The 22,337-nt window shown below is 66.8% G+C and carries 20 protein-coding genes; 10 read left to right on the top strand and 10 right to left on the bottom strand.

All coding sequences use genetic code 11. The features are described from left to right. The first annotated feature begins 68 nt into the window (after nt 1-68). Nucleotides 69-2,690 carry a LuxR C-terminal-related transcriptional regulator gene (locus AB4Z42_RS12375; RefSeq protein ID WP_442009441.1) on the top strand — a complete coding sequence of 874 codons (2,622 nt, stop codon included), beginning with the start codon at nt 69-71 and terminating at the stop codon, nt 2,688-2,690. 6 nt (nt 2,691-2,696) lie between these two features. On the opposite strand, the gene AB4Z42_RS12370 is transcribed toward AB4Z42_RS12375, so the two are convergent. Then, nucleotides 2,697-3,935 (bottom strand): MFS transporter, encoded by a 1,239-nt coding sequence (locus tag AB4Z42_RS12370; RefSeq protein WP_442009440.1) that lies wholly within the window; start codon nt 3,933-3,935, stop codon nt 2,697-2,699. Between the two features lie 58 nt (nt 3,936-3,993). Here AB4Z42_RS12370 and AB4Z42_RS12365 point away from each other — a divergent pair, with 58 nt between their 5' ends. Next, nucleotides 3,994-4,839, top strand: a complete 846-nt coding sequence (locus AB4Z42_RS12365; protein ID WP_442009439.1) for a uracil-DNA glycosylase — start codon at nt 3,994-3,996, stop codon at nt 4,837-4,839. Between the two features lie 48 nt (nt 4,840-4,887). Then, entirely contained in the window at nt 4,888-5,925 is a 1,038-nt protein-coding gene (locus tag AB4Z42_RS12360; RefSeq protein ID WP_442009438.1) for an LLM class flavin-dependent oxidoreductase, read from the top strand. 5 nt (nt 5,926-5,930) lie between these two features. Here the strand turns inward: AB4Z42_RS12360 and AB4Z42_RS12355 are convergent, their stop codons facing one another. Together AB4Z42_RS12355 and AB4Z42_RS12350 are read right to left on the bottom strand one after the other, a co-directional pair. Further along, nucleotides 5,931-6,371, bottom strand: a complete 441-nt coding sequence (locus AB4Z42_RS12355) for a nitroreductase family deazaflavin-dependent oxidoreductase (protein ID WP_442009437.1) — start codon at nt 6,369-6,371, stop codon at nt 5,931-5,933. 3 nt (nt 6,372-6,374) lie between these two features. Beyond that, nucleotides 6,375-6,812, bottom strand: a complete 438-nt coding sequence (locus AB4Z42_RS12350) for an HIT family protein (protein WP_442009436.1) — start codon at nt 6,810-6,812, stop codon at nt 6,375-6,377. Nucleotides 6,813-6,926: 114 nt separating this feature from the next. Here AB4Z42_RS12350 and AB4Z42_RS12345 point away from each other — a divergent pair, with 114 nt between their 5' ends. After that, nucleotides 6,927-8,303 carry an amidase gene (locus tag AB4Z42_RS12345; protein WP_442009435.1) on the top strand — a complete coding sequence of 459 codons (1,377 nt, stop codon included), beginning with the start codon at nt 6,927-6,929 and terminating at the stop codon, nt 8,301-8,303. A gap of 9 nt (nt 8,304-8,312) precedes the next feature. Here AB4Z42_RS12345 and AB4Z42_RS12340 read toward each other — a convergent pair whose 3' ends face one another. Then, nucleotides 8,313-11,441, bottom strand: coding sequence for an ATP-binding protein (locus tag AB4Z42_RS12340; protein WP_442009434.1), 3,129 nt, complete (start codon nt 11,439-11,441; stop codon nt 8,313-8,315). 64 nt (nt 11,442-11,505) lie between these two features. Beyond that, nucleotides 11,506-12,006, bottom strand: a complete 501-nt coding sequence (locus AB4Z42_RS12335; RefSeq protein ID WP_442009433.1) for a DNA-deoxyinosine glycosylase — start codon at nt 12,004-12,006, stop codon at nt 11,506-11,508. A gap of 69 nt (nt 12,007-12,075) precedes the next feature. Between AB4Z42_RS12335 and AB4Z42_RS12330 the strand changes: the two genes are divergently transcribed. Genes AB4Z42_RS12330 through AB4Z42_RS12320 form a run of 3 tightly spaced genes read left to right on the top strand, consistent with a single transcriptional unit; the run spans nt 12,076 to nt 14,583 of the window. Beyond that, nucleotides 12,076-13,188 (top strand): adenylate/guanylate cyclase domain-containing protein, encoded by a 1,113-nt coding sequence (locus AB4Z42_RS12330; protein WP_442009432.1) that lies wholly within the window; start codon nt 12,076-12,078, stop codon nt 13,186-13,188. Nucleotides 13,189-13,244: 56 nt separating this feature from the next. Next, entirely contained in the window at nt 13,245-13,655 is a 411-nt protein-coding gene (locus AB4Z42_RS12325; protein WP_442009431.1) for a hypothetical protein, read from the top strand. 28 nt (nt 13,656-13,683) lie between these two features. Then, nucleotides 13,684-14,583, top strand: coding sequence for an NAD-dependent epimerase/dehydratase family protein (locus AB4Z42_RS12320; RefSeq protein WP_442009430.1), 900 nt, complete (start codon nt 13,684-13,686; stop codon nt 14,581-14,583). On the opposite strand, the gene AB4Z42_RS12315 is transcribed toward AB4Z42_RS12320, so the two are convergent. The 3 genes from AB4Z42_RS12315 to AB4Z42_RS12305 are packed head-to-tail and all read right to left on the bottom strand — an operon-like array spanning nt 14,584 to nt 17,868. Then, nucleotides 14,584-16,779 carry a heavy metal translocating P-type ATPase gene (locus AB4Z42_RS12315; protein ID WP_442009429.1) on the bottom strand — a complete coding sequence of 732 codons (2,196 nt, stop codon included), beginning with the start codon at nt 16,777-16,779 and terminating at the stop codon, nt 14,584-14,586. It abuts the gene before it with no gap. A gap of 1 nt (nt 16,780) precedes the next feature. Then, nucleotides 16,781-17,662, bottom strand: coding sequence for a hypothetical protein (locus AB4Z42_RS12310; protein WP_442009428.1), 882 nt, complete (start codon nt 17,660-17,662; stop codon nt 16,781-16,783). Beyond that, on the bottom strand, nt 17,662-17,868 hold the full coding sequence (locus AB4Z42_RS12305; protein ID WP_442009427.1) for a heavy-metal-associated domain-containing protein: 207 nt from the start codon (nt 17,866-17,868) through the stop codon (nt 17,662-17,664). The genes AB4Z42_RS12310 and AB4Z42_RS12305 overlap by 1 nt, the downstream gene beginning before the upstream one ends. An 88-nt stretch (nt 17,869-17,956) precedes the next feature. Between AB4Z42_RS12305 and dtd the strand changes: the two genes are divergently transcribed. Continuing rightward, nucleotides 17,957-18,388 carry a D-aminoacyl-tRNA deacylase gene (dtd, locus tag AB4Z42_RS12300; protein WP_442009426.1) on the top strand — a complete coding sequence of 144 codons (432 nt, stop codon included), beginning with the start codon at nt 17,957-17,959 and terminating at the stop codon, nt 18,386-18,388. 7 nt (nt 18,389-18,395) lie between these two features. Here the strand turns inward: dtd and AB4Z42_RS12295 are convergent, their stop codons facing one another. Continuing rightward, entirely contained in the window at nt 18,396-19,286 is an 891-nt protein-coding gene (locus AB4Z42_RS12295) for an AIM24 family protein (RefSeq protein ID WP_442009425.1), read from the bottom strand. A 39-nt stretch (nt 19,287-19,325) separates the two neighbouring features. Between AB4Z42_RS12295 and AB4Z42_RS12290 the strand changes: the two genes are divergently transcribed. Then, on the top strand, nt 19,326-19,529 hold the full coding sequence (locus tag AB4Z42_RS12290; RefSeq protein ID WP_442009424.1) for a hypothetical protein: 204 nt from the start codon (nt 19,326-19,328) through the stop codon (nt 19,527-19,529). Between the two features lie 73 nt (nt 19,530-19,602). Next, nucleotides 19,603-20,169 (top strand): hypothetical protein, encoded by a 567-nt coding sequence (locus tag AB4Z42_RS12285; protein ID WP_442009423.1) that lies wholly within the window; start codon nt 19,603-19,605, stop codon nt 20,167-20,169. On the opposite strand, the gene AB4Z42_RS12280 is transcribed toward AB4Z42_RS12285, so the two are convergent. Further along, nucleotides 20,166-22,328: a molybdopterin-containing oxidoreductase family protein gene (locus AB4Z42_RS12280; protein WP_442009422.1), complete on the bottom strand. Its 2,163-nt coding sequence runs from the start codon at nt 22,326-22,328 to the stop codon at nt 20,166-20,168. The genes AB4Z42_RS12285 and AB4Z42_RS12280 overlap by 4 nt on opposite strands. Between the last annotated feature and the right edge of the window lie 9 nt (nt 22,329-22,337).

The following is a 22,337-nucleotide window of genomic DNA, read 5'->3' as shown; positions in this document are numbered from 1 at the left end:
GAGATCACCGTCTGTAACCAGATAACGAAATACCCGCATACGAAATTGACGCGCGTTATAGTCGCGCCGTGATCAGCGGGGATCCGCTGGCGGGCCGGGACGGCGAGCTCTCAACGATTCGTCGCGCGCTCAGCGGGGGTAGCAGGAATTCCGGCGTGGTGATCGTGGGGGCGGCGGGCGTCGGGAAGACCCGGCTCGCACGCGAAGTCCTTATGCGCGCCGAGAGTGCGGGGGAGCGCACGAACTGGATCGTCGGCACCGAATCCGCGCGGGCGCTGCCACTCGGCGCCTTCACCGCCCTGATCAGCGATGCGATCGCCGATCCGATGCCCAACGTGCGGCACCTGATCAATTCCCTTGTCGCTCAACAGCGTCAGGGCCGAATCCTGATCGGCGTCGATGACGCACACCTTCTCGACGGACTGTCCGCACACGTCGTTCACCAGCTCGCCCACAGCCGCGGCGCCCGCCTCGTGGTGACCATGCGGGCAGGCACGAAGCCACCGGACGCCATCACCGCCCTGTGGAAGGACGGTCTGCTCACGCGTCTAGACCTGGAGCCGCTGACCGTCGACGCCACATGCGCCATGATCGAGACCGTTCTTGGCGGCGCCGTGGACGCCCGAACCGCGCGGCGTTTCTGGAAGCTCACCGGCGGAAACGCGCTCTTCCTGCATCAGCTCGTCAACGACCAGGTGGCCGCGGGCCGGATGCGGATGATCTCCGGTGTCTGGATGTGGGACGGCGACGTCGCGGTATCGCAGAGCATCAGCGACATGGTCGGCAGGCAACTACACGAACTCAGCCCGGAGGTGGCCCTCGTCGTCGACACCCTGTCCCAGTGCGAACCACTCGCCGTCGACGTGCTGTGCGATCTGGTGGGGCGGGGCGACCTCGAGAGTGCCGAGCAGATGAAACTGATCACCATCGAGCGTTCCGGCGATCACCTCATGGCCCGGATGGCCCATCCGCTGTACGGCGAACTGCGCCGCGCCGCCGCAGGCGAGATGTACTTGTCGAAGATTCGCGGCCGATTGGCGCAGCGGCTCGCAAAGGATCCGGATGCGGATTCCCAGGCGACCGTGCGGCGGGCCCTGCTTGCGCTGGAGTCCGATCTGCCGCCGGACCCGCAACTGTGCCTGCAGGCCGCGCAGTTCGCGATGACTCTGCTGGACCTCGATTTGGCCGATCGCTTCGCCACCGCGGCGGCAACGGCCGGGGCTCCCGAGGCCCTCGGAGTGCGGGCGATGAATCTGTTGCTGCTCGGCCGCGGTCCTCAGACCGAGGACGTCTTGCGCGCGATCGGCGAAGACGGCGCCGACGGCGCAAACCAGTGGGCCACGCTGCGGGCCGCGAACCTGATCTGGATGCTCGGCCGGTGTAACGATGCTGCCGCGCTGCTCGACGATCTGGCACTTGGCCCGGAATCGGCGGCCGACACTGCTGCGCGGATGGCGGTCCAGGCATGTGTTGACGCGGCATCCGCGCGGTGTGACTTCGCAGCGGAAAAGGCCACAGCGGCACTGGATTCCGGCTTCCTTTCCGACTACCACGCGATGATGGCGTCGGTTGCGTTGACCATGGCGCTGGGGGCACTGGGCCGGGGTGATGACCTCACCACCGTGGCGCAGGCCGCCCTCGGCCGCGCCATCACATCGTTCCAGGCGTCGCACATGCGGTTCTGGTTCGGTGCCGTCTACGCACGGGCATGCAGGCTGACCGGCAGGATCGACGAATGCGTCGCCATGGTTGCGCGGGTCGCCGACTCCGCACATGAGGTTCCGAGCCTGGCGTACGCGAACCTGGCTTCCCTGATGGGTGTCGTCGAACTGATGCGCGGCAACGTCAGGGTCGCCGTGAAACTCCTGCACGAGGCACTCGCGGGCGTCGAAAGGCATGGTGTCACAACCGGTCTGCGACCCGCCACCTGTTTCCTGCTTGCCGAGACGCACGCGAAACTGGGCGAGGCGGACGCCGCACGGGCCGCGATCGCCGAGGCGCAGTCCTGTGTGCCGCCCGACTACCTGTTCATGCAGACCGCGCTGAGCGTCGCCACCGGGTGGTCGCTCGCGGCGAACGGCTGCGTCACCGAGGCGATCGCCACGGTGCAGTCGGGGGGCGCCACAGCGCGTGAACGTAATCAGCCGACACACGAACTCGCCTGTCTGCAGGTGGCGGCGCAGTGGGGCGACGTATCTGGAGCCGAGCGTGCCCGCGAGCTCGCTGACGAGCTGGGGCTGCCGCTGGCCAAAGCCGTTGCCCGCCATATGAAATCGTTGGCCGCGGGCGACGGTGAAGGGCTGCTGGCGGCATCGGGCGAATACCGGGCGATCGGCGACCGCGCTGCGGCCGCCGATGTCGCCGCGCAGGCGGCCGTCGCCTTCACCGGAGCCCAGCAGCGCAAGCGCGGTCTGTGGGCCGCCGCGGTGGCGAAGGAACTCAGCGACGCATGCGGTGGGCTGTGCACACCGGCGTTGCGCAGTCCGGCGGGCCAGCCCTTGACCGGCCGTCAGCGGGAGATCGTCGAACTCGTCCTTGCCGGTCTGTCGAACCGTCAGATCGCCGACCGGCTGGTGATGTCCGTACGCAGCGTCGAGGGGCACGTGTACCGCGCCTGTCAGCGGGTCGGGGCCAGCTCCCGCGAGGAACTCGCCTCGATCGCTCGCGCGGGGCCGGCCGCGGCGCGATGAGAGAGCTCAGGCAGGCGGTTGCGCGGGCGGGCGGTCCAGTTCCCGCAAGGCCGGGAGAAACACCGCGATGACGCCGAGAAGCAACATCGGCAGCGCCAACGCCAGGAAGGTCGCATGAAGTCCCGCCGCGTCGGCGAGTGGGCCCGCGAGGATCAATCCGAGAGGGCCCGCGGCGTATGCCAGCGATCCCATCACCCCAACCACCCGGCCGCGCAGATGCTTGGGCGCCCGCGTCTGCATGACGTAGTTGTAGATCGGGGCGATCGGCCCGTACACCAGCCCGACGACAGCGCACAGCACGAGGATGAGCGGTAGCGGGGGCAAGAACGCGATCACGGTCATCGCCACGCCGAGGGTGATGACCGCGGTCAACATGGTGGTGCGACGGCTCATGTGCTTCGACAGCACCGCGTATCCCAGCGCACCGATCAGGCCGCCGACGCTCAGCGCCATCAGCACCCACCCCAGTTGCGCGGGCTCGTTGCGGTCGGTGAAGTACTTCGGGAACAAAACGCTTTCCATCGGCATGTACAGGCCGGTCGCCGCCAGATCCACGAACGCCAACGTGCGCAACACCGGGTGGTGCCAGACGAATCGCAGGCCTTCGACGATGCCCGCCCAGACGTTCTCCGGCAGCGTGTCCCGGGCGGGTTTGCCGGTGCCCTCGAGTCGCAGCACGCCGATCGAGACGATCGACAGGATGAACGCGGTCGCGGTCGCCCACATGGTGTTGACGCCGCCGAGCGTGGCGATCAGCAGACCGCCGATGCCCGGTCCGACGATGTAGGACAGGTTGAAGACCGCCTCGTAGACGCTGTTCGACCGATCGAGGGTCCAGCCCGCACGACCGGCTGCCTCGGGCAGCATCGTCTCGCGGGCGGTCATGCCCGCCGGATCGAAGAACGCGCCGAGGGCGGCCAGCGCCGCAAGCACCGCGACGTTGATGACGTCGACCCCGAAAGCCAGCGTCAGCACCGGTACCGCCGCCACCGACACCGCCGACAACGTGTCGGCGATCATCGAGACGCGCCTGCGCCCGAGGTAGTCCACCGCGGCGCCCGCGATCAGCGTGGCCGCCAGCAGCGGCAGCGTCCCCGCCATGGCCACGATGGATGCTTCGAGGGCAGAGCCGCTGCGCTGCAACACAAGCCACGGGAATGCCACGATCGAGATGCCGTTGCCTGCACCTGCCATCAGCGCGGCGAACAGAATCAGGTACAGCGGGCCGCGCTTGGTGTTCGTCATAAGGATCGGGACGAATCTAGCAGCGGCCAGGGCCGCCCGGCATTCCAATTTGGGCCGCATGCACAGTGTTCATGTGACCGTGAAGCTCGCCCATCCGCGCACCGGCGCGCTGTTCGATTCGCCGGTACCACCGGGCGCCGGGTGGCCCGGTGACGTGGCCTCGTCCGCGACCGCGGTCGCGACGACGCCGTCGCAGGTGGTCCGGCTGGCACGCGCTGTGACGACGATCGAGCAGCTGGACGCCGAGATATCGGTGTGTCGAGCGTGTCCCCGGCTCGTGGCGTGGCGTGAGGAAGTCGCCGTCGTCAAGCGCAAGTCCTACGCCGACCAACCGTATTGGGGGCGGCCGATACCCGGGTGGGGGTCGCCGCGGCCGCGCGTGATGATCGTGGGGCTGGCGCCTGCGGCGCACGGCGGTAACCGCACCGGCAGGGTGTTCACCGGTGACCGCTCCGGCGATTTCCTCTTCGCCGCGCTGCACCGCGCAGGCCTGGCGAATCAGGCGGTCTGCGTTGACGCCGCTGACGGGTTGATGCTCAACGACACCCGGGTGGCGGCCGCGGTTCGGTGTGCGCCGCCCGCCAACGCGCCGACGCCGAAGGAGCGGGATGCATGCGCGCCGTGGCTGGACGCCGAGTGGCGGCTGACGCATTCGTCGGTGCGGGTGATCATCGCGCTCGGCGGGTTCGGGTGGCGGGCAGTGCTGGACATGATTCGCAACGGCGGTGGTGTCGTCGGGTCGCCTGCGCCGAAGTTCGGACACGGCGCGACCGCCGACTTTGGCGACGTCACGCTCATCGGCTGCTATCACCCCAGCCAGCAGAACACGTTCACCGGGCGACTCACCCCGCAGATGCTCGACGACGTGTTCGGCGAGGCCAAGGCGCTGGCGTCCGTCGACTAGATGTGTCCGTCGGGGAAGGCGAGGGGACGACGTAGCGTTGAAGGTGCAATGCGCCTTTCTGTCCTAGACCTCGTCCCGGTACGCACCGACCAGTCCACATCGGATGCGCTGGCGGCCTCGACCCGCCTGGCGCAGGCCGCTGACCGGCTGGGCTACACCCGCTACTGGATCGCCGAGCACCACAACATGCCATCGGTCGCGGCGACCAGCCCGCCGGTGGTCATCGCCCATCTGGCCGCGCACACCACACAGCTGCGGCTTGGCTCTGGCGGGGTCATGTTGCCCAACCACGCGCCGCTGGCCGTCGCCGAACAGTTCGCGCTGCTGGAGGCGGCACACCCCGGGCGCATCGATCTCGGCATCGGCCGGGCGCCCGGTTCCGACCCGGTCACATCGATGGCTCTGCGCGGCGCCGCCGGCCGTGACGATCGCGATATCGAGGCCTTCCCCGAGTACCTCGATGACGTCGTCGCGTTGATGAGTGCGCACGGTGTGCGGGTGCCGATCCCGAACCAGCGGTACGTCCTCAAGGCGACCCCTGCCGCGGTGACGGAGCCCAAGCTGTGGCTGCTCGGCTCCTCGATGTACTCGGCGCACCTGGCCGCCGCGAAGGGTCTGCCGTATGTGTTCGCGCACCACTTCTCGGGCCAGGGCACTGCCGAGGCGCTGGCGGTGTACCGGTCGGAGTTCCGGCCCAGTGAGCTGGCGCCCGAGCCCCTGACCTTCCTTACCGTTAACGCGATTGTTGCCGAAACACACGACGAGGCAATGGCTTTGGCGCTACCCAACCTGCAGATGATGGCGCGGCTGCGGACCGGTCAACCGCTCGGACCGCTGGATCTCGTCGAGGATGCCCAATCCACCGTGATCAGCCCGCAGGCACAGAGCGTCGCCGAAGCCGTTCTGCGCCGTTCCGTCGTCGGGTCACCGGCCGAGGCGGCCGACCAGATACGCCTGCTCGCCGACGAATTCGGTGTCGACGAGGTGATGGTCAACCCGGCGGCCTCGGCGCGCCGCGGCACCGAACCTTCGACAGCACCCGCGCGGGAGAAGACCCTGGAACTGCTGGCCAAGGAATTGTTCTAACGGCGCTAGGCCGGCGTCAGCTCGATGACGGAGATCGGTCGCGTCGTCTTCTTCTGGTAGGCCGTGTAACGGCCGCTGTTGTTCTCGTCGGCGATCCGAAAGAGCCGGGAGTAGTCGGCGTCGTCGGGCCCCACGATCCGCGCTGTGACCGGAAATCGTTTGCGGCCCACGTTGATCTCGATCTCGGGATGCGCCTTCAGATTGTGGTACCAGGCCGGGTACCGTCTCGCGCCGGCGTTCGATGCGACGATCAGATAGTTCGCGCCGTCCCGCGCATAGGTCAGCGAATTCGTTCTGGCGGCACCCGTTTTCGCTCCGATCGACCGCAGCAACAGATTCGGCGGGGCGAAGGGCAGGCGGTGGCCGATCCAGCCGTTGGTCCCCTGATACACCATGTCGTGGATGCTCAGTACCTTCAACATCGCTCGCTGAACGCGTGACGCCATGGGTCAATCCTGCGCAGCGGAGTCGAGTTTCGCCAGCGCTTCCCGAAGAAGGCGCCCCGATTCCTCGCGGTCGGGGTCGCGGCGCACCAGCATGCCTTTGGCGAAGGCCAGCTTGTCGCCACTCTGCCGTGGCAGCACGTGCAGGTGGATGTGGAACACGCTCTGGAAGGCCGCTTTGCCGTCGTTGATGACGACGTTGTTGCCGTCGGCGTGCAGACCGGACTGTCGGGCCGCGCGGGCGATCCGCTGCCCGATGGTCACCATGGCGGCGACCGTGTCCGGCGGCGTGTCGGTCAGGTCGACGGAGTGCGTTTTGGGGATGACGAGGGTGTGGCCCCGGGTGAACGGCCGGATGTCGAGCAGTGCCAGATAGTCGTCGTCCTCATAGATTTTGATGGCCGGAGCCTCGCCGGCGACGACAGCGCAGAACACACAGGGCATTCCGCCACGTTAGCGCCCCTCGCCGCGCCTTCGGCCGGCCCACTCGACGAGTGGGGCGGCTACGCTCTCCGGGCGAAGGTGAATGCGCCGGTACGTTCGGGAGTTGAGGTTCACATGGACGATCGTGAAGTCGCCTTCGCCGGCGCTGCGGCCCAGGCACGGATGCTGGCGGACGGAACCATCACCGCGCCGGCACTGCTCGAGGTGTACCTGGAGCGCATCACCCGCCTCGATCCCCAACTACGGTCCTATCGCGTCGTCCTTGCCGACAGCGCTCGGGAGCAGGCCGCCGCCGCACAGGCCCACCTGGATGCAGGTGAGCGGCTCCCACTGCTCGGTGTGCCGATCGCCATCAAGGACGACGTCGACGTCGCGGGGGAGGTGACGACGTGCGGGACGTCGGCCCACGGGCCCGCTCGCACCGCCGACGCCGAGGTGGTTCGGCGTCTGCGCGAGGCGGGTGCCGTCATCGTCGGGAAGACCGCCGTGCCCGAGATGACGGTGTGGTCGTTCGCCGAGACCATCACGTTCGGTGCGACGAGAAATCCGTGGAACACCGATTACGCCCCTGGCGGCAGCAGCAGCGGCAGTGCCGCGGCGGTCGCCGCGGGACTCGCGTCGATGGCGTTGGGGTCCGACGGCATGGGCTCGATCCGGATTCCGGCGACGTGGTGCGGACTGTTCGGGATCAAGCCGCAGCGGGATCGCGTCCCGTTGGCACCTCACGATGACGCGTGGATCGGCCTCGTGGTCAACGGCCCCATAGCGCGATCGGTCGAAGACGCCGCACTCTTTTTGGACGTGACGAGTGATGAGTCCGGCTTCGTCGCCGCCGCGGCGAAGGAGCCCGGCCGGTTGCGAATCGCGTTGAGCACCAAGGTGCCTGCGGGAGTGGTGACCCGGGTGGGTGCCCAGCAGCGGGCGGCGCTCGAGGATTCGGCTGTGCTGCTGCGCGAGCTAGGGCATCAGGTCGTCGTTCGAGATCCCGACTATCCGCCCACCGCGATAGCCCATGCACTGGCCCGGTACTTCCGCGGTGTGTACGACGATGTCCAGACGCTGGCACGGCCGGAGCGACTCGAACCCCGCACCCGGAACTTCGCGCGGATCGGTGGACTGATCTCGGAGGAGCGGATCAATCGCATCAGGGCGGCGGAGAGCATGATCACCGAACGCATCATGTCGATCTACGACGACGTGGATGTCGTCATCACACCGGGCACGGCGTTGGGTCCGTCGCGCATCGGCGCGTACCAGCGCCGCGGTGCGGTCTCGACGCTGACACTCGTCGCGGCGCGGGTGCCGTTCCAGGCGTTGTTCAACGTCACGGGCCAGCCTGCCGCCGTCGTGCCGTGGGGCTTCGACGGCAACGGAATACCGACATCGCTTCAGCTGGCGGGCAGGCCGTTCGACGAGGCGACCCTGCTGTCACTGAGCGCACAGATCGAGAAGGCGCGACCGTGGGCGGACCGTCGGCCCCCGGTGTCCTAGCCGCGGCCGTCATGGCATCTCGTCGGCCATCGCCATGTGGCCTTCGAAACCGAGATAGGTGGCCGTCTCTCGGTAGCGGTCACGGTAGTCACGGTATCTCGCGTCATCGCCTTGTGCCCGGGCCAGCAGCGCTCGCATCCGGAGTAACCAGATCTCGTTGAGGACGTATCCGGGGTCTGTCGGCAAGGCGGCCAGCTGGTCGATCGCCGCCTGCGCCTCCGCGATATCTCCTTCAGCGTCGCGCTGCGACAAGGCCTCTACGAAGTGGTTTGTCGCCATCGGAATCCACATCGCGCCTCCGCCGTCGATTTCCTCGCGTATCACCGATCGGGACAGCTCGATTGCCCCATCGAGTTCACCCTGCTGCACCCGGTCCCGAGCGATGATCGCGTCGAGGAGCGGTAGCGCAGTCCTGGAGTGACGTTCCTGTAGTGCAAGCTCGCGAACTTGCGCAATACGTTCTAACCCCTCAGCACGCGAGTCGGTACCGCGACACACCAGTGCAATGGCCAGATTGCTTTGGGCCAACCCCAACGCGACATCTTCACCGGATTGCTCTGCCTGAGAGAATGTTTCGATCGTCTCGTGTACCGCCGCCTCGCTGGTCTGCAGCACCGCGTTCAGGATCGGCACGGAGTATGCGTAATACATCGCACCCGCACGGGTAACCGGCTCCGCCGTGTTTGCCATCTGTACGGCCTTCTCGGCGTCGCCTTTCCAACCGGTGATCCCCAGGCACCAGCGGGCCAGACTCCGAAAGGCGAACGCCATTGACAACGGGGAGCTCGTTGCGAGCCGTCCCCCTTTCTTTGCATCGCCGCCGGCGAGGCCAATGGCGCGCTCGGCCAGCCGCAGAAGCTCGCAAACCTCTGCGGTTTCATACTTGACCGATATCGCAGCATTGATCAGGGCGAGGGTGAGATCCGGATCGTCGATGGACTCGAGCAGTCGGACTTGTTCGTCGGCGAGTCTGGACGCCTCGCGTCGGCGCGCGTCAAATGAGAGCTCCATTACCGGACCCGACATCGCAACAGCTAGCGACCGCAGATCATCGGCGGCGAGGCACAGATCGCGCAGTTCGTCGAAGCCGGAGGCGAATCCGCGGCCGATCAGCCGGAACCCCGTCGCGCACAGCATGGTTCGGGGTGCAATTCGCATTCTAAGACGATCTTGGTCATCATCGGGAAGTCGATCGGCCACCTGTTGCGCTCTTCGCCAGCTACTCGCCACCGCCTTGTTGTCGCGGTGATTCACCCAAGACGCAGCACGCATGTGCCATTCGAACGCTGAGTGCAAATCGCCTGCGGCCTCGAAGTGCTCCGCGATCAATGCGGCGTTCGCGTCAGCCGAGCCTGGATCGCGGTCCTCGATGATCGACGCCAGCCGTCGATGTAGCTGGGCGCGGTCGGATTTGAGCTGTGAATCGTTGGCAACAGCGCGGATCAGCGGGTGCCGAAACGCGTACTGGGGGACAGGACCGAACGTCACTTGGTCGACGAGTTCCGCGGCGATCAGCGGTACTACATCGGGCTCATCGACCAGTGAGGACAGCAGATCGGCATCGAACCGCGACCCGATGAGCGCTGCCGCGTTCAGCGTTCGTTTGGCTACGCCGTCGAGGCGGTCGATGCGGGCTCCGATGGTGGCGTGCAGGGTGGCAGGCACATCGACGCTTTCGATGTCACCTCTCAGCGTGTAGGAACCCGGATCACCGTCGATCACTCCGCGCTCAGCGAGGTCGCGCACCATCTCCTCGGCGAAAAATGGATTGCCGCCCGCGCGTTCAGCCACTCGTCCGGCGAGATCGTAGAGTGGTGGATCGGCGCCCAGCAGTTGCGCCGTCAGCGTCGTGGCCTGTGCCTCACTCAGTGGCCGTAACGCGATCGTCTGCGCGCCAGGCATCTGGCTCAGGGGTCCTCGGTACTCGGGCCGATAGGTAATCAGCGTCAAGACCGGGATCTGGGGCACCACCGCGAGGAAATCGGCGAGCAACGATTCGCTTGCGTCGTCGATCCAGTGCACGTCCTCGATGACGTACACGGTCGGGTCGGGACCCGCGAGGGCGGCGGAGTTGACCAGCGCCGTTAACCTTCGGCGCCGCGCGTCGGGGGCAATGTCAGGTAGTGGGGCCGTCGGGTCTCGGATTCCGAGTAGGTCGTCGAGGATCTCGAGATCTTCCGGGTCCGCGTCGCCACGTTGTTCACGTACACGGCTGCGGGCGTCCGCGGCGTTCAGATCGGTGATTCCCATTCCCGAGCGCAGCAATCTGGCCAATGCGTGGAACGGGACGTCGTGCGCATGCGACTCGCAGTATGTGCCGACGACCTCCACCCCGCGTACGTCCGCGATCGCTGTGGCTTCCCGGATCAGCCGGCTCTTGCCGATGCCCGGTGGCCCGACGACGGTGACGACGCAGCCCGCGCCGAGCATGGCCTCGTCGAGGATCGCGGCGATCGTGTTGAGCTCCCAACTGCGTCCGACCAGAGCCGATTCCGTACGGCGCGATGGCCGGTGTTCGCTGATGGCCAGTAGCCTTCGCGCCGGCGCAGGTTCTTCGGAACCCTTGATCTGAACCATTTCCAGGTCACCGAGCACAACGGCCTGCTCCACAAGCCGTGCCGTGGACTCGCTCAGCATGACTCCACCGGGCGGCGCGACGGATTCCATCCGCTGAGCCATGCCGACCTGCTGACCGATCGCCGTGTAACCCGCCTTCCCCGAGCCGATTTCACCGGCGATGACCTGGCCCGAGTTCAGGCCTATCCGGAGTTGCAACGTGGCGCCGACGTCATGCTGGATGTCCAGGGAAGCCAGGCATGCGCGCAAGGCGTGGTCTTCCAACGTTGTCGGTGCGCCGAAGACGGCCATGATTCCGTCGCCGGTGAACTTGTCCACCGTCCCGCCGTACCGTTGCACGATCGCCGCGGAGCGGTCGAACAGTTCAGCCATGATCTCGCGAAGCCGTTCGGCATCGACGGTCGACGCCAGGTCCATCGAACGGACCACATCGGCGAACAGCACGGTCACCTGCTTGTACTCGGCCGTCGGCGCCTCGATCTGGGCCCCGCAGGCATCGCAGAACCGCGCTTCGGCGCGTGGTTGCGCGCCGCACGCCCGGCAAATCACCGCCGCCGTCATCCAATCTCCGCCTGCCCGCATTGCTGCTGACCTGAGAATAGGCGAGTCGCTTCGGCTGGGAACGTTATTGACGTGCGGCTAAAGCGTCGCGCCAGGCGGCCAGCTTCTCCTCGTAGCGCATGGTCTGTGCCGGACTCGTCGACGGGAGACGCCGGTACTGCACATCCGGCGCGTCCCGGACGAACCGGTTGAAGTTCGCCTCCGCGGCCGCACCGTTGAAGAAGACCCGGGTGATACCCGGATGCGTTCGAAACAGCTCGCCAAAGTCGTTGGGCACCATGCTGTCCGGCTGGACCGCCGAATCCAGGCTGCCTGCGCGCCTGCATGATTTCAGCACATCCCAGACCGCGAAGCCGTTGGCGACAAGCGCGGCGGCCCGGTCGTCGTAGGGGTCGTCGGCGGCGAATCCGAAGAGCTCACCGGTGATCCGCCAGAACGCGTTGCGGGGATTGCCGTAGTACTGCTGAGACGCCACGGACATCACGCTGAGCATGTTGCCGAGGATCAGCGTGTGTGCGCCCTCGCCGGCGATCGGCGGAAGCCCATGCACCAGGGGCGCGGTCACGGAGCCGCCCCGGCGGCGACAGCGGTCATGAAGCGAATATCGCATGCGGCCGCGGTATACCTTGACCCGGTGGCCGAAGACTTCGACATCGAGGCGTCCGGACTACTCGACGGCCTCGAGGGCAGCGCCCGTACCGAGCGGGCCGAACTCATCGAGTGGCTGCTGAGCGAGGGTTTCGGTGTCGACCAGATCCGGGACGAGGTTTCGCCGATGCTGCTGCCCGCGGGGCGCATCGTCGGCAATGACGGCGTGCATGTTCCGGCCCGTCAGATATGCGACGAGGTCGGCATCGATCTGGAACTGCTCGAGGCGATGCAGTCCGCACTCGGTCTGCCCAGAGCCGACGATCCGGACGCTGCCATTCATCTGCGCGCCGACATCCAGGCGGCCGCGCGCATCAAGATCTTCCTCGACATGGGCCTGAGCCGGGACCAGGTGATCGCGGTGGCGAGAGTGCTCGGGCACGGCCTGGCGCAGACCGCGGAAGCCATGCGGGAGGTCGTGCTGGAGGCAGTCCTGACACCGGGGGCTTCCGAACTGGAGCTCGCGAAATCCTATGAGGTGCTGGTGCGGGACGTGTCACCTCTGCTCGGTCCACTGTGCGAGGACGTCCTGCGGGTGCAGCTCCGCCACACGTTGGAGATCGAAGCGGTCAGCGCGGCCGAACGCGCCGCGGGCACGCTGCCTGGCGCGCGCAGTGTCGCCGTGGCGTTCGCGGATCTGGTCGGCTTCACACGCCTCGGCGAAGCGGTGCCCCCGGAGGAACTGGAGAGCCTGGCCCGTCGGCTCACGTCCATGGCGCACGATGTCGTCTCGCCGCCGGTCAGGTTCGTCAAGACCATCGGCGACGCGGTGATGCTCGTCAGCCCGGACCCGGCAGCGCTGCTGAGCACCACGCTGGATCTGCTTGCCGTGGCCGGGAAGTACGAGGACTTCCCGCAGATCCGGGTGGGCATGTCCTACGGCTCGGCGGTGAGTCGCGCCGGGGATTGGTTCGGCAGTCCCGTGAACGTCGCCAGCCGGGTGACCGGTGCCGCACGGCCGGATTCGGTGTTGGTCGCCGAACCGGCACGCGAGGCGATCGGCTCTGCCGACCGGTTTGTGTGGTCGTTCGCGGGTGCGCGCCACTTCAAGGGTGTCAAGGGAGAGACCAAGGTTTTCCGGGCCCGGCTGGCGGACTGACCTTCGATAGCCCAAGACCAGCCCGAAGACGGCGGCGGTTCGTCTACGATCCAGGAATGAACCGGGCCGCCATGGTTATCGGGATGAGCTCAGCCGTCGTGCTGGGCGGACTTGCCTGCGCCGGTGGGGCGCACGCCCAGCCGCCACCGAACCCGGGTCCGTGCAACTACACGCTGTCGCCGCCGCAGGTGGTCCAGGTCAATGGCGTGACGAAGGTGACAGCCACGTTGACCCCCGCCGGCTGCCTGGCGCCGTGGAAGCCCAAGTACGGCATCGCATGCCTGTCCATCCAGGGCGGGTCGGAACAGTGCACGAACGCCAGAAATGCGGTTCCGACGCAGGTGTTCTATGAGCCCTACCAGCCCGGCGCGACATACGCGTCGACGGGTCGGGGTTGCAGTGCGATCTTCGACTACACGACCGATCCCAACTGCTTGTTGCTCGGACCGGTCAACGCGACTCTGTAGTCGTTGCGCGGTCGCTTACGATCAGCCGATGCGCGGTTCAAAGATCCTCATCACCGGCCCGACCGGACAGGTCGCCACCCCGGTCGCGAAAGCCTTGGCGGCGGACAACGAGGTGTGGGGCATCGCCCGTTTCACCGACACCGCCGCGCGGGACGGTCTCACGAAGGCGGGTGTGCACTGCGAGGCGGTCAACCTGGCCCGCGGAGACTTCACCGGGATCCCGTCGGATTTCGACTACGTCATCAACCTTGCCGTGGCCAAGAGCGGCCGGTGGGACAAGGATCTCGCCGCCAATGCGGAGTCGGTCGGACTCCTCATGGCCCACTGCCGTTCGGCGAAGGCCTTCCTCCATTGCTCATCGGGGGCCGTCTACGACCCGCCCGATGACGATCCGCGCGCTGAACGCGCCGTCCTCGGTGACAACCACAAGCCTTTGTTACCAACGTATTCCATCTCCAAGATCGCAGGCGAAGTCGTGGTCCGCACGATGGCCCGTGCCCTGGGCATTCCCAGCACCATCGCCCGGCTGAACGTGCCGTACGGCGACAACGGCGGATGGCCGTTCTTCCATATGGAGATGATGCTCAACGGTGCGCCGATCCCGGTCCCGCCCGGTGGGCCGGCCCGCTACAACCTGATGCACGAGGACGACATCATCGCGACCATCCCGAAACTCCTTGAGGTGGCCTCGGTTCCGGCGACGACGATCAACTGGGCCAGTGAGCAGTTCGTCAGCATCCAGGAGTGGTGCACGTACCTCGGCTCACTCGTCGGCGCGGAGCCGTCGTTCAGGGAAAGCGATCAGGCGTTGCGCGGCAACCCCCTCGACGTCACGTTCATGCGCGAACTCATCGGTCCCGCGGCTGTGGACTGGAAAGACGGGCTGCGCCGAATGGCGGCCAAGTTCCACCCGGAGCTGGTGGGCTGATCAGCGCGACGGCTTGAAGCGGCGCAAGCGCAGGCTGTTGCTGACGACGAAGACTGAGCTGAAAGCCATTGCGGCACCGGCTATCATCGGATTTAGGAAACCTGCTGCCGCCAACGGCAACGCGGCGACATTGTAGGCAAACGCCCAGAACAAGTTGCCCTTGATGGTCGCGAGCGTCCGCCGCGACAGCCTGATCGCGTCCCCGACGGTGCGCAGGTCGTCGCGGACAAGTGTCAGGTCGCTTGCCTCGATCGCCACGTCCGCGCCACTGCCCATCGCCAGACCGAGGTCGGCTTGGGCGAGCGCGGCCGCATCGTTGACGCCGTCGCCCACCATCGCCACCACCTTGCCGTCGGCCTGCAGCCGTTTGACCACGTCGACTTTGTCCGCAGGCAGCACACCCGCGATCACCTCGTCGATTCCAACCTGCTGCGCAACCGTGCGGGCCGTCGTCTCGTTGTCGCCGGTCAGCAGAATCGGCGTAAGACCCAGAGCGCGAAGCTCTTTGACAGCGTCGGCGGATGTCGGCTTGACGGCATCCTCGACCACCAGCACGCCGTGCGCCGCGCCGTCACGGCCTGCGACGACCGCCGTCCTGCCCTCGGATTCCGCACTCCGCATCGACTCGACGAGTTCCGTGGGCACATGTGTGAACAGCCGCTCGCGACCTACGGCCACATCGATGCCGTCGACGACGCCGCGGACGCCGAGGCCCCGGAGGTTGGTGAAATCCACTGCCGCAGGCAGTTCCCCGAGCCGCGCCCGTGCGCCGGCCGCGATCGCCTTGGCAATCGGATGTTCGGATGACGCCTCGAGCGCACCTGCCAGTCGCAGGACCTGGTCGGGCTGCTCACCACCGGCCGTGATCACGTCGACAAGGGTCATCGTGCCGGTCGTCACGGTGCCCGTCTTGTCCAACAGGATGGTGTCGACCCGATCTGTCGATTCCAGCACCTCCGGGCCCTTGATCAAGATGCCCAGTTGCGCGCCCCGGCCGGTGCCCACCATCAAGGCCGTCGGTGTCGCCAGGCCCAGCGCGCAGGGGCACGCGATGATCAGCACCGCGACCGCCGCTGTGAACGCCACCGCGACCGATCCGCCTGTGCCGATCCAGAATCCGAGCGTCGCAACGGACAACGCGATGACGATCGGCACGAAGACCCCGGAGATCCGGTCGGCCAGCCGCTGAGCCTGCGCCTTGCCGTTCTGGGCCTCCTCGACCAGCCGGCTTATCTGAGCCAGTGCGGTGTCGGCGCCGATCCGGCTCGCCCGCACCACGAGTCGGCCGTCGGTGTTGACGGTGGCACCGACCACATCGGAGCCCGGTTCGACCTCCACCGGTACCGATTCCCCGGTCAGCAGCGATGCGTCGACAGCGCAGTGTCCCTCAACCACCACGCCGTCCGTAGCGATCTTCTCGCCCGGGCGCACCACGAACTCGTCGCCGACCTTCAGCTGCTCGATCGGGATGCGTTGTTCGGCGCCGTTTCTGACCACCGTGACATCCTTGGCGCCGAGTTCGAGCATCGCTCGCAGTGCGGCACCCGTACGTCGCCTCGACCGCGCCTCGAAATACCGGCCCGCAAGTATGAGCGTGGTGACTCCCGCTGCGGCCTCGAGATAGATGTTGCCGCTGCCGTCGGCGCGTCCGATCGTCAGCTCGAAGGCGTGGGTCATCCCCGGTGTGCCCGCAGCACCGAAGAACAGCGCGTAGATCGACCACCCCAGCGCCGCAAGGGTACCGATGGAGATCAGCGTGTCCATCGTCGCGGTGCCGTGGCGCAGATTCGCCCATGCCGCCCGGTGGAACGGCCATGCGCCCCAGAGGACTACGGGCGTCGCAAGAGCCAGCGACAGCCACTGCCAGTACGCGAACTGCCACGCGGGCACCATCGCCATCGCCACGACCGGCGCCGCCAGCGCCAGGCAGATCAGCAGCCGCACACGGAGTGCGTTGGTCGGATCACCGTCCGTCTCGGCCGGTTCCGACGTCGGCAGATGAGCCTGATATCCGGCGTCCTCGACCGTCGCCACCAGTTGGTCGGCGGTCACGTCGTCGCCGAACTCGACACGGGCCTTCTCGGTCGCAAAGTTGACCGTCGCGGTGACACCGCCGATCTTGTTGAGCTTCTTCTCGATTCGGTTGGCGCACGACGCACAGGTCATGCCGTCGACCGAGAGTTCGACGACGGTCATGTCAGTGGTGATGGCCGCCGCCACCGGCGGCGGGTGCCGTCGTCGGCGCGGCCTCGCTGACATTCACGGTGAACGCGGCGGTGCGGACCACGTCACCGTGCTGGAAGTCGAGGAACAGTCGGTAGGAGCCCGTGCTGGGAAACGTCGTGTGGAACACGATGTCTGGACCAGGGGCCGTGGTGCCGTCGCCCGGCTCACCCATCGGGTGGACGTGTAGATAGGCAAGATCCGATGCCCGCACCGCGACGAGATGGCCGTAGGCGCCGAGGTACGGCTGCAGGTCGTCGACGGGCTTACCGTCCCGCTCGATCGAGAGTGTCAGCATCGACGCGTCGTTGGCTTCAGGTGTCCCGCTGAGTTTCACCGTGAAGCCGTCCACCTGTGTTGTCGTCGATGCCGGGGGCAGCGGTTGCGGGTCGTACTTGCCGGCGACGTGCAGGTTGGCGCCCAACGTCAACGCGGGGCCGCCCGAGGGCATGAAGTCGGCGAAGACCCGGTAGTCACCGGCGCGGGTGAGGTTCAGCGGCACTGTCCAGGTGCCCTCTGCGTCGAGGGTCGGATGGACGTGCTGGAAGACGGCGAGGTCGTTGCGAACGACGATCAGGTGCAGCAGCTTGTCGTGGGTCTCGACATACCGCTTCACCGGCGCCCCCGTCGGGCTCAGGATGCGAAACCGCAGCGGCACATCGGCCTGCGCCGCCGCGAGCGGGTCAGCCAGCTCGAGGGTGTATCCGTCCTGGGTCGACTGCAATCCGCCGGGCAGTTCTTGTGCGGCCGTCATCGTCGCTTCCCGGGGACCGACGGCGTTGCCGATCCAGACGGATACGGCGAATACCGCTGCGAGGCCGACGATGAAGGCGGTGACCTTTTGACCCGTCTTCATCAGCTCGCCAGCTGATAGCCGGCGTCCTCGACGGCACTCCTGATGGCGGTGGTCTCGACCTCGTTGTCACTGTCGATGGTGACGTTGCCGCTGACGAGGTCCACGTCGACCGCTCGCACACCGGGAATGTCGGTGATCTCCTCGCGCACCGATGTGGCGCAGTGCCCACAGCTCATTCCGGTTACGGTGACCGTTGTCGTCCTCATGACTCCATTAGTACCATACCCCCATGGGGTATGGAAACGCGGGTCCGGATGCTTTACGTCTTGAGCGCGCGTGGCAGCATCGGCAACCATGCGCGTTCTGGTTCAACGGGTGATCTCGGCGGCGGTCCGAGTCGACGGTGAGGTGGTCGGGGCGGTGCATCCCGCGGGCCAGGGGCTGGTCGCCCTGGTGGGTGTCACCCACGACGACGACACGTCGAAGGCGCAGCGGGTGGCCGAAAAGCTCTGGCAGTTACGCATTCTCGACGACGAGAAGTCGGCAGCCGATGTCGGCGCGCCGATTCTCGTCGTCAGTCAGTTCACGCTCTATGCGAACACCGACAAGGGCCGTCGACCCGCGTGGAACGCCGCCGCCCCGCGGACGGTGGCCGAACCGCTGGTGACGGCGTTCGCCGATGCCCTGCGCGAACTCGGCGCAGAGGTCCAGACCGGCGTGTTCGGGGCGCATATGCAGGTCGAACTCGTGAACGACGGCCCCGTGACGGTGCTGCTGGAGTTGTGACGTCGGACTACGCGGTGGTGACGGTCGGCATGCCCTCCGACGGCTGGACGATCACGAAGCCCGGTCCGTAGAACGACACCTGAACCGCCTCGCCCGAACCGCGGCCGATCAGTGCGCCTGCCTTGAAGCTCGTTTTGAGTTGGGTCTGCAAGTTCGCCGACCACGCCACCACCGCGTTGGTGTCGGCGAACGTCGGTGCCTCCGCCGCGTTGAGGACCACCGGTGGGCCGTCGGTGGTCAGCGCCACCCAACCCGTACCGCGCAGCGTCGTGTTGAACAGCCCGCCGGCCACCATGCTGCCGCCCTTCACGCGCTCGATGTTCCAGTCGAGGCTGGCCGAGAAGGCCAGGACGTTCTTGCCGCTGATCGACAAGCCGGAGTTGTTCAGGTTCAGCAGATGTACGTCGTATGCGCGCTCGGCCAGGAACACGTCGCCCTGACCCTGGCACCGCATCAGCGGCAGGCCCTCACCCGTCAGCGCCTTCTTGATGAACTTCGATGCGCCGCCGCCCTCGAACGCGAAGTCCACATTGCCCTGATACGCGACCATCGCGCCCTGGCGGGCCATGAACGGTTCACCGAGTCGCACGCGCAGCAGCTTCGAGTTCTGATTCGCGATCGGCTTGGCTTCCTTCTCGCTGAATCGACCGTCGACGAGATCGCCTGTGATGCCCGAGAAGCCGTCGCCCGCAGGCTGGCCACCGACGACAGCCGCCTGGGGTGGTCCCGCCTGCTGTTGTGGCGGCTGCGGACCCGCAGGTGCGCCGCCGCCCAGTGGCGCCCGGCCGACCTGACCCTGGTGCGATACCTGATCAGTCCATTGCTGGCCGTCCCACCAGCGATGCTCGTACCGTCCTTCGGGGTCGGGCCGCCAGCTTCCGTTGTTAGGTCCTGTCATGGTGCCAAAAGTAGGCCAACGGGCTGGCATTCTGGTGACATGGCTAAAGAAATTGACCGGGTACGTGCGCAGAGCGCTCTCGCGGTCATCAAGCAGCACCCGGGCATGGTGCTGTTCGTCGCCTCCCCGGTGATCATCGGGCTGGGTCTGGTGTGGTGGCTGGTCAGTCCGACGCTGGCCGTACTGTTGCTCATCGGTGCGGTCGTGGGCGGCGGCGCCGTTCTGCTCATGAACAGCAAGTAGCACTCGAAGCATGTGCTGTTCGCCTGTGGAGAAAGCCGTTCCAACGGCGATGTAACGGTGTAAGCATGTAATCATGCGACATCATCATCCCCATGCACGGCGGTCCGGCCGCCCCGGCGGCTGGCAACAGGCCCAGCAGCCCGACGCAAGTGACGCAGCCGACTGGTTCGCCGGGCGGCTACCCGAAGGCTGGTTCGCCGGCGACCCGACGGTCGTCGTCGACCGCGAAGAGATCACCGTCATCGGGCACCTCCCCGATGCCGACGAGGACGAGAGCGAAGCCCATGCCTCCGGCAGAATCGCGCGCTTCCGCGAGGAGACTCGATCCGAGCGAATGCGGATCGCCGACGAAGCCGAGGGCCGCTACGGGCGCAAGGTTGCGTGGGGCGTCGAGATCGGTGGCGACGACTCCGAACAGGTCCTCTTCACCCATATCGCCGTGCCGGTGATGACCCGCCTTCGGCAGCCGGAACGCCAGGTCCTCGACACGCTGGTGGACGCGGGCGTCGCGCGCTCACGTTCCGATGCCCTGGCATGGTCGGTCAGGTTGGTGGGCGAGCACGCCGACGAATGGCTGGGCAAGCTGCGCGACGCGATGCGCAATGTCGACGATCTGCGCGCCGAGGGCCCGGAGCTCTAGACGCGCTCGACGCCGACGTACGACGAGTTCAGCGGTGAGGTCTGGGACAGCGGGTCGACGGACACATTGTCGACGAGCAGATTCCGGTTAGCACCGTACATCTCCGGAACGCCGTCACGCCGCGGGTCGAAAATCCTTGAGCCCCAACCGTGGTCGACGATCACGACACCCCGGCGCGCTCGATCGCTGATCGACGCGGCCACGTTGATCTCGGCGACCTCGGAGAACACCCGCACCATATCGCCGTCCGCGATTCCCAGCGTCGCGGCGTCTTCGGGATTGATCACCACATCGTTGCGCTTACCGGACGGATGCAGGCCGGGAAGCTCGTTGAGCCAGGAGTTCATCGAGTGCCGATTGCGCCGGTTCGCCAGCTGGAACGGATAACCGCCCGGAGCCTGCGGTACCGGCTCGGCGAGCAATTCACGTGCACGGGCGACGAACTCCGGTGGGGCCGCGTGCACCTTCTTGTCATCGGTTCGAAGCGCGGCACGGAAATGCCCGAACTCGCGCGGGCCGAGCACCAGCCCGTGCGGATTGGACAACAGCTCGCGCCAACTGACCTTGCGCCCGTTGACTTTCCGGCTGGTGGCGACGAGCAGCCGGTTCAGCCAATGTGGTGTGAACTCGAGAGCCGGCCTGCGGGCGAGCCGGGCCAGTCTGCGCGTGGCCGCGATGAAGCCGTTCAACCCCTTCGCGCCGAACAGCGGCTTGCGCATGGCGATCGCGAGATCGACGAAGATGCGCCATTCCTCACGTGTCCCCGTTGGCGGCTCGACCGCGCGCCGCCCGTACTGCACGTACGGCTCGTCGTGAAGGTTGCTGGTCAACGCCATCAGGTCATCGCGCTCCAGCCAGTGCGCGGCGGGCAACAGCCAGTGGGCGTGGCGGTGACTTTCCCTCTGCACCAAGTCGATTGCCACCAACAGGTCCAGATCTGCGAGCGCCGTGTCGAGCCTCTCGCCGCGTGGTCCGGATACCACCGGGTTTCCGCAATTGATCACCATCGCCCGGATCTGGCCGGGTCCCGGTGTCAGAATCTCGTCGGGCAGCTCGGCGAGTGCGTGTGCACCGGCCACGAGGTCACGCCCACGCAGGCGACTCTTGTGCGCCGGCGGTGTGGCGAGGCCCGACAACTTCAGCGCGTCGATGTAGCCGGGTTCGAATCTGCGTCCACCCGGTCGGTCCATGCGACCGGTGATCACGTTCAACACGTGACCCAGCCATTCGCCGATCGTGCCGGTGACATGCAGTGAGACGCCGGTGCGGGTGACCACCATCGCACGCGGTGCGGTCGCGAATTCCCTTGCCACCCGCTCGATCACCGCGCGTGGGACGTCGCAGCGCGCCGCCATCTCGTCGAGGTCGGTGTCCGCGACGAGCGCGCGGAGTGCGTCGACACCGGTCGCCAGCTCTCGGCAGTCGGCGGCGTGCTCGAGGCCCGCATCGAGAATGACCTTGACCATGCCGAGCAGCAGGGCCCAGTCCTGACCCGGCCGCACGGCGATGTGCAGATCCGCCTTGTCCGCGGTCTCGGTCCGAACCGGATCGACGACGACGAGCGTGGCGCCCTGTCGCTGCCGTTCCAGTGTCCGTTTCCAACCGCCGGGCACCGTTTCCAGCCAGTTCCATGCGCTCACCGCCGGATTAGCGCCGACCAGCAGGAAGTAGTCACAGTTGTCGACGTCGGACACGGGCGCCATCAGAATCGATCCGTACATCGCGTCCGCGACGACGTGCATGGCGTTCTGGTCCACCGAGCCGACGGCGTACCGGTTCTGCGTTCCGACGGCGTCGAGCCAGGCGATCATGAACAGCACGTTGGATGACGAGTAGCCGGCCGGGTTCCCGTAGTAGAGGCCGATCGCGTCGGGTCCGTCGGCGTCGATCAGAGCGGTCATCCGGGCGGCGATGTCGCTGATCGCCTCATCCCAGCTGGCTTCGACATAGGAATCACCGACCCGTCGCATCGGCGCCACGATTCTGCGCGGATGCTCGACAAGCTGATTCGCCGTTCTGCCTTTGGCGCAGAAGTCCTGCCAGCTGTGCGGGTTCTGTTTGTCCGGCGATATCTTCGTCACCCTGTTGTCCTCGACCGTGACTTCGATGCCGCAGGCTGCCGAGCAGTATCTGCAGAAGGTGTAGACGGTCGTGCTCATCACTTTCGA

It is taken from the genome of Mycobacterium sp. 2YAF39, assembly GCF_052114565.1.
Taxonomy (GTDB): Bacteria; Actinomycetota; Actinomycetes; order Mycobacteriales; family Mycobacteriaceae; genus Mycobacterium.
The sequence above is the reverse complement of the archived record's forward strand: the minus strand, read 5'-3'. Positions and strand labels throughout refer to the sequence as shown.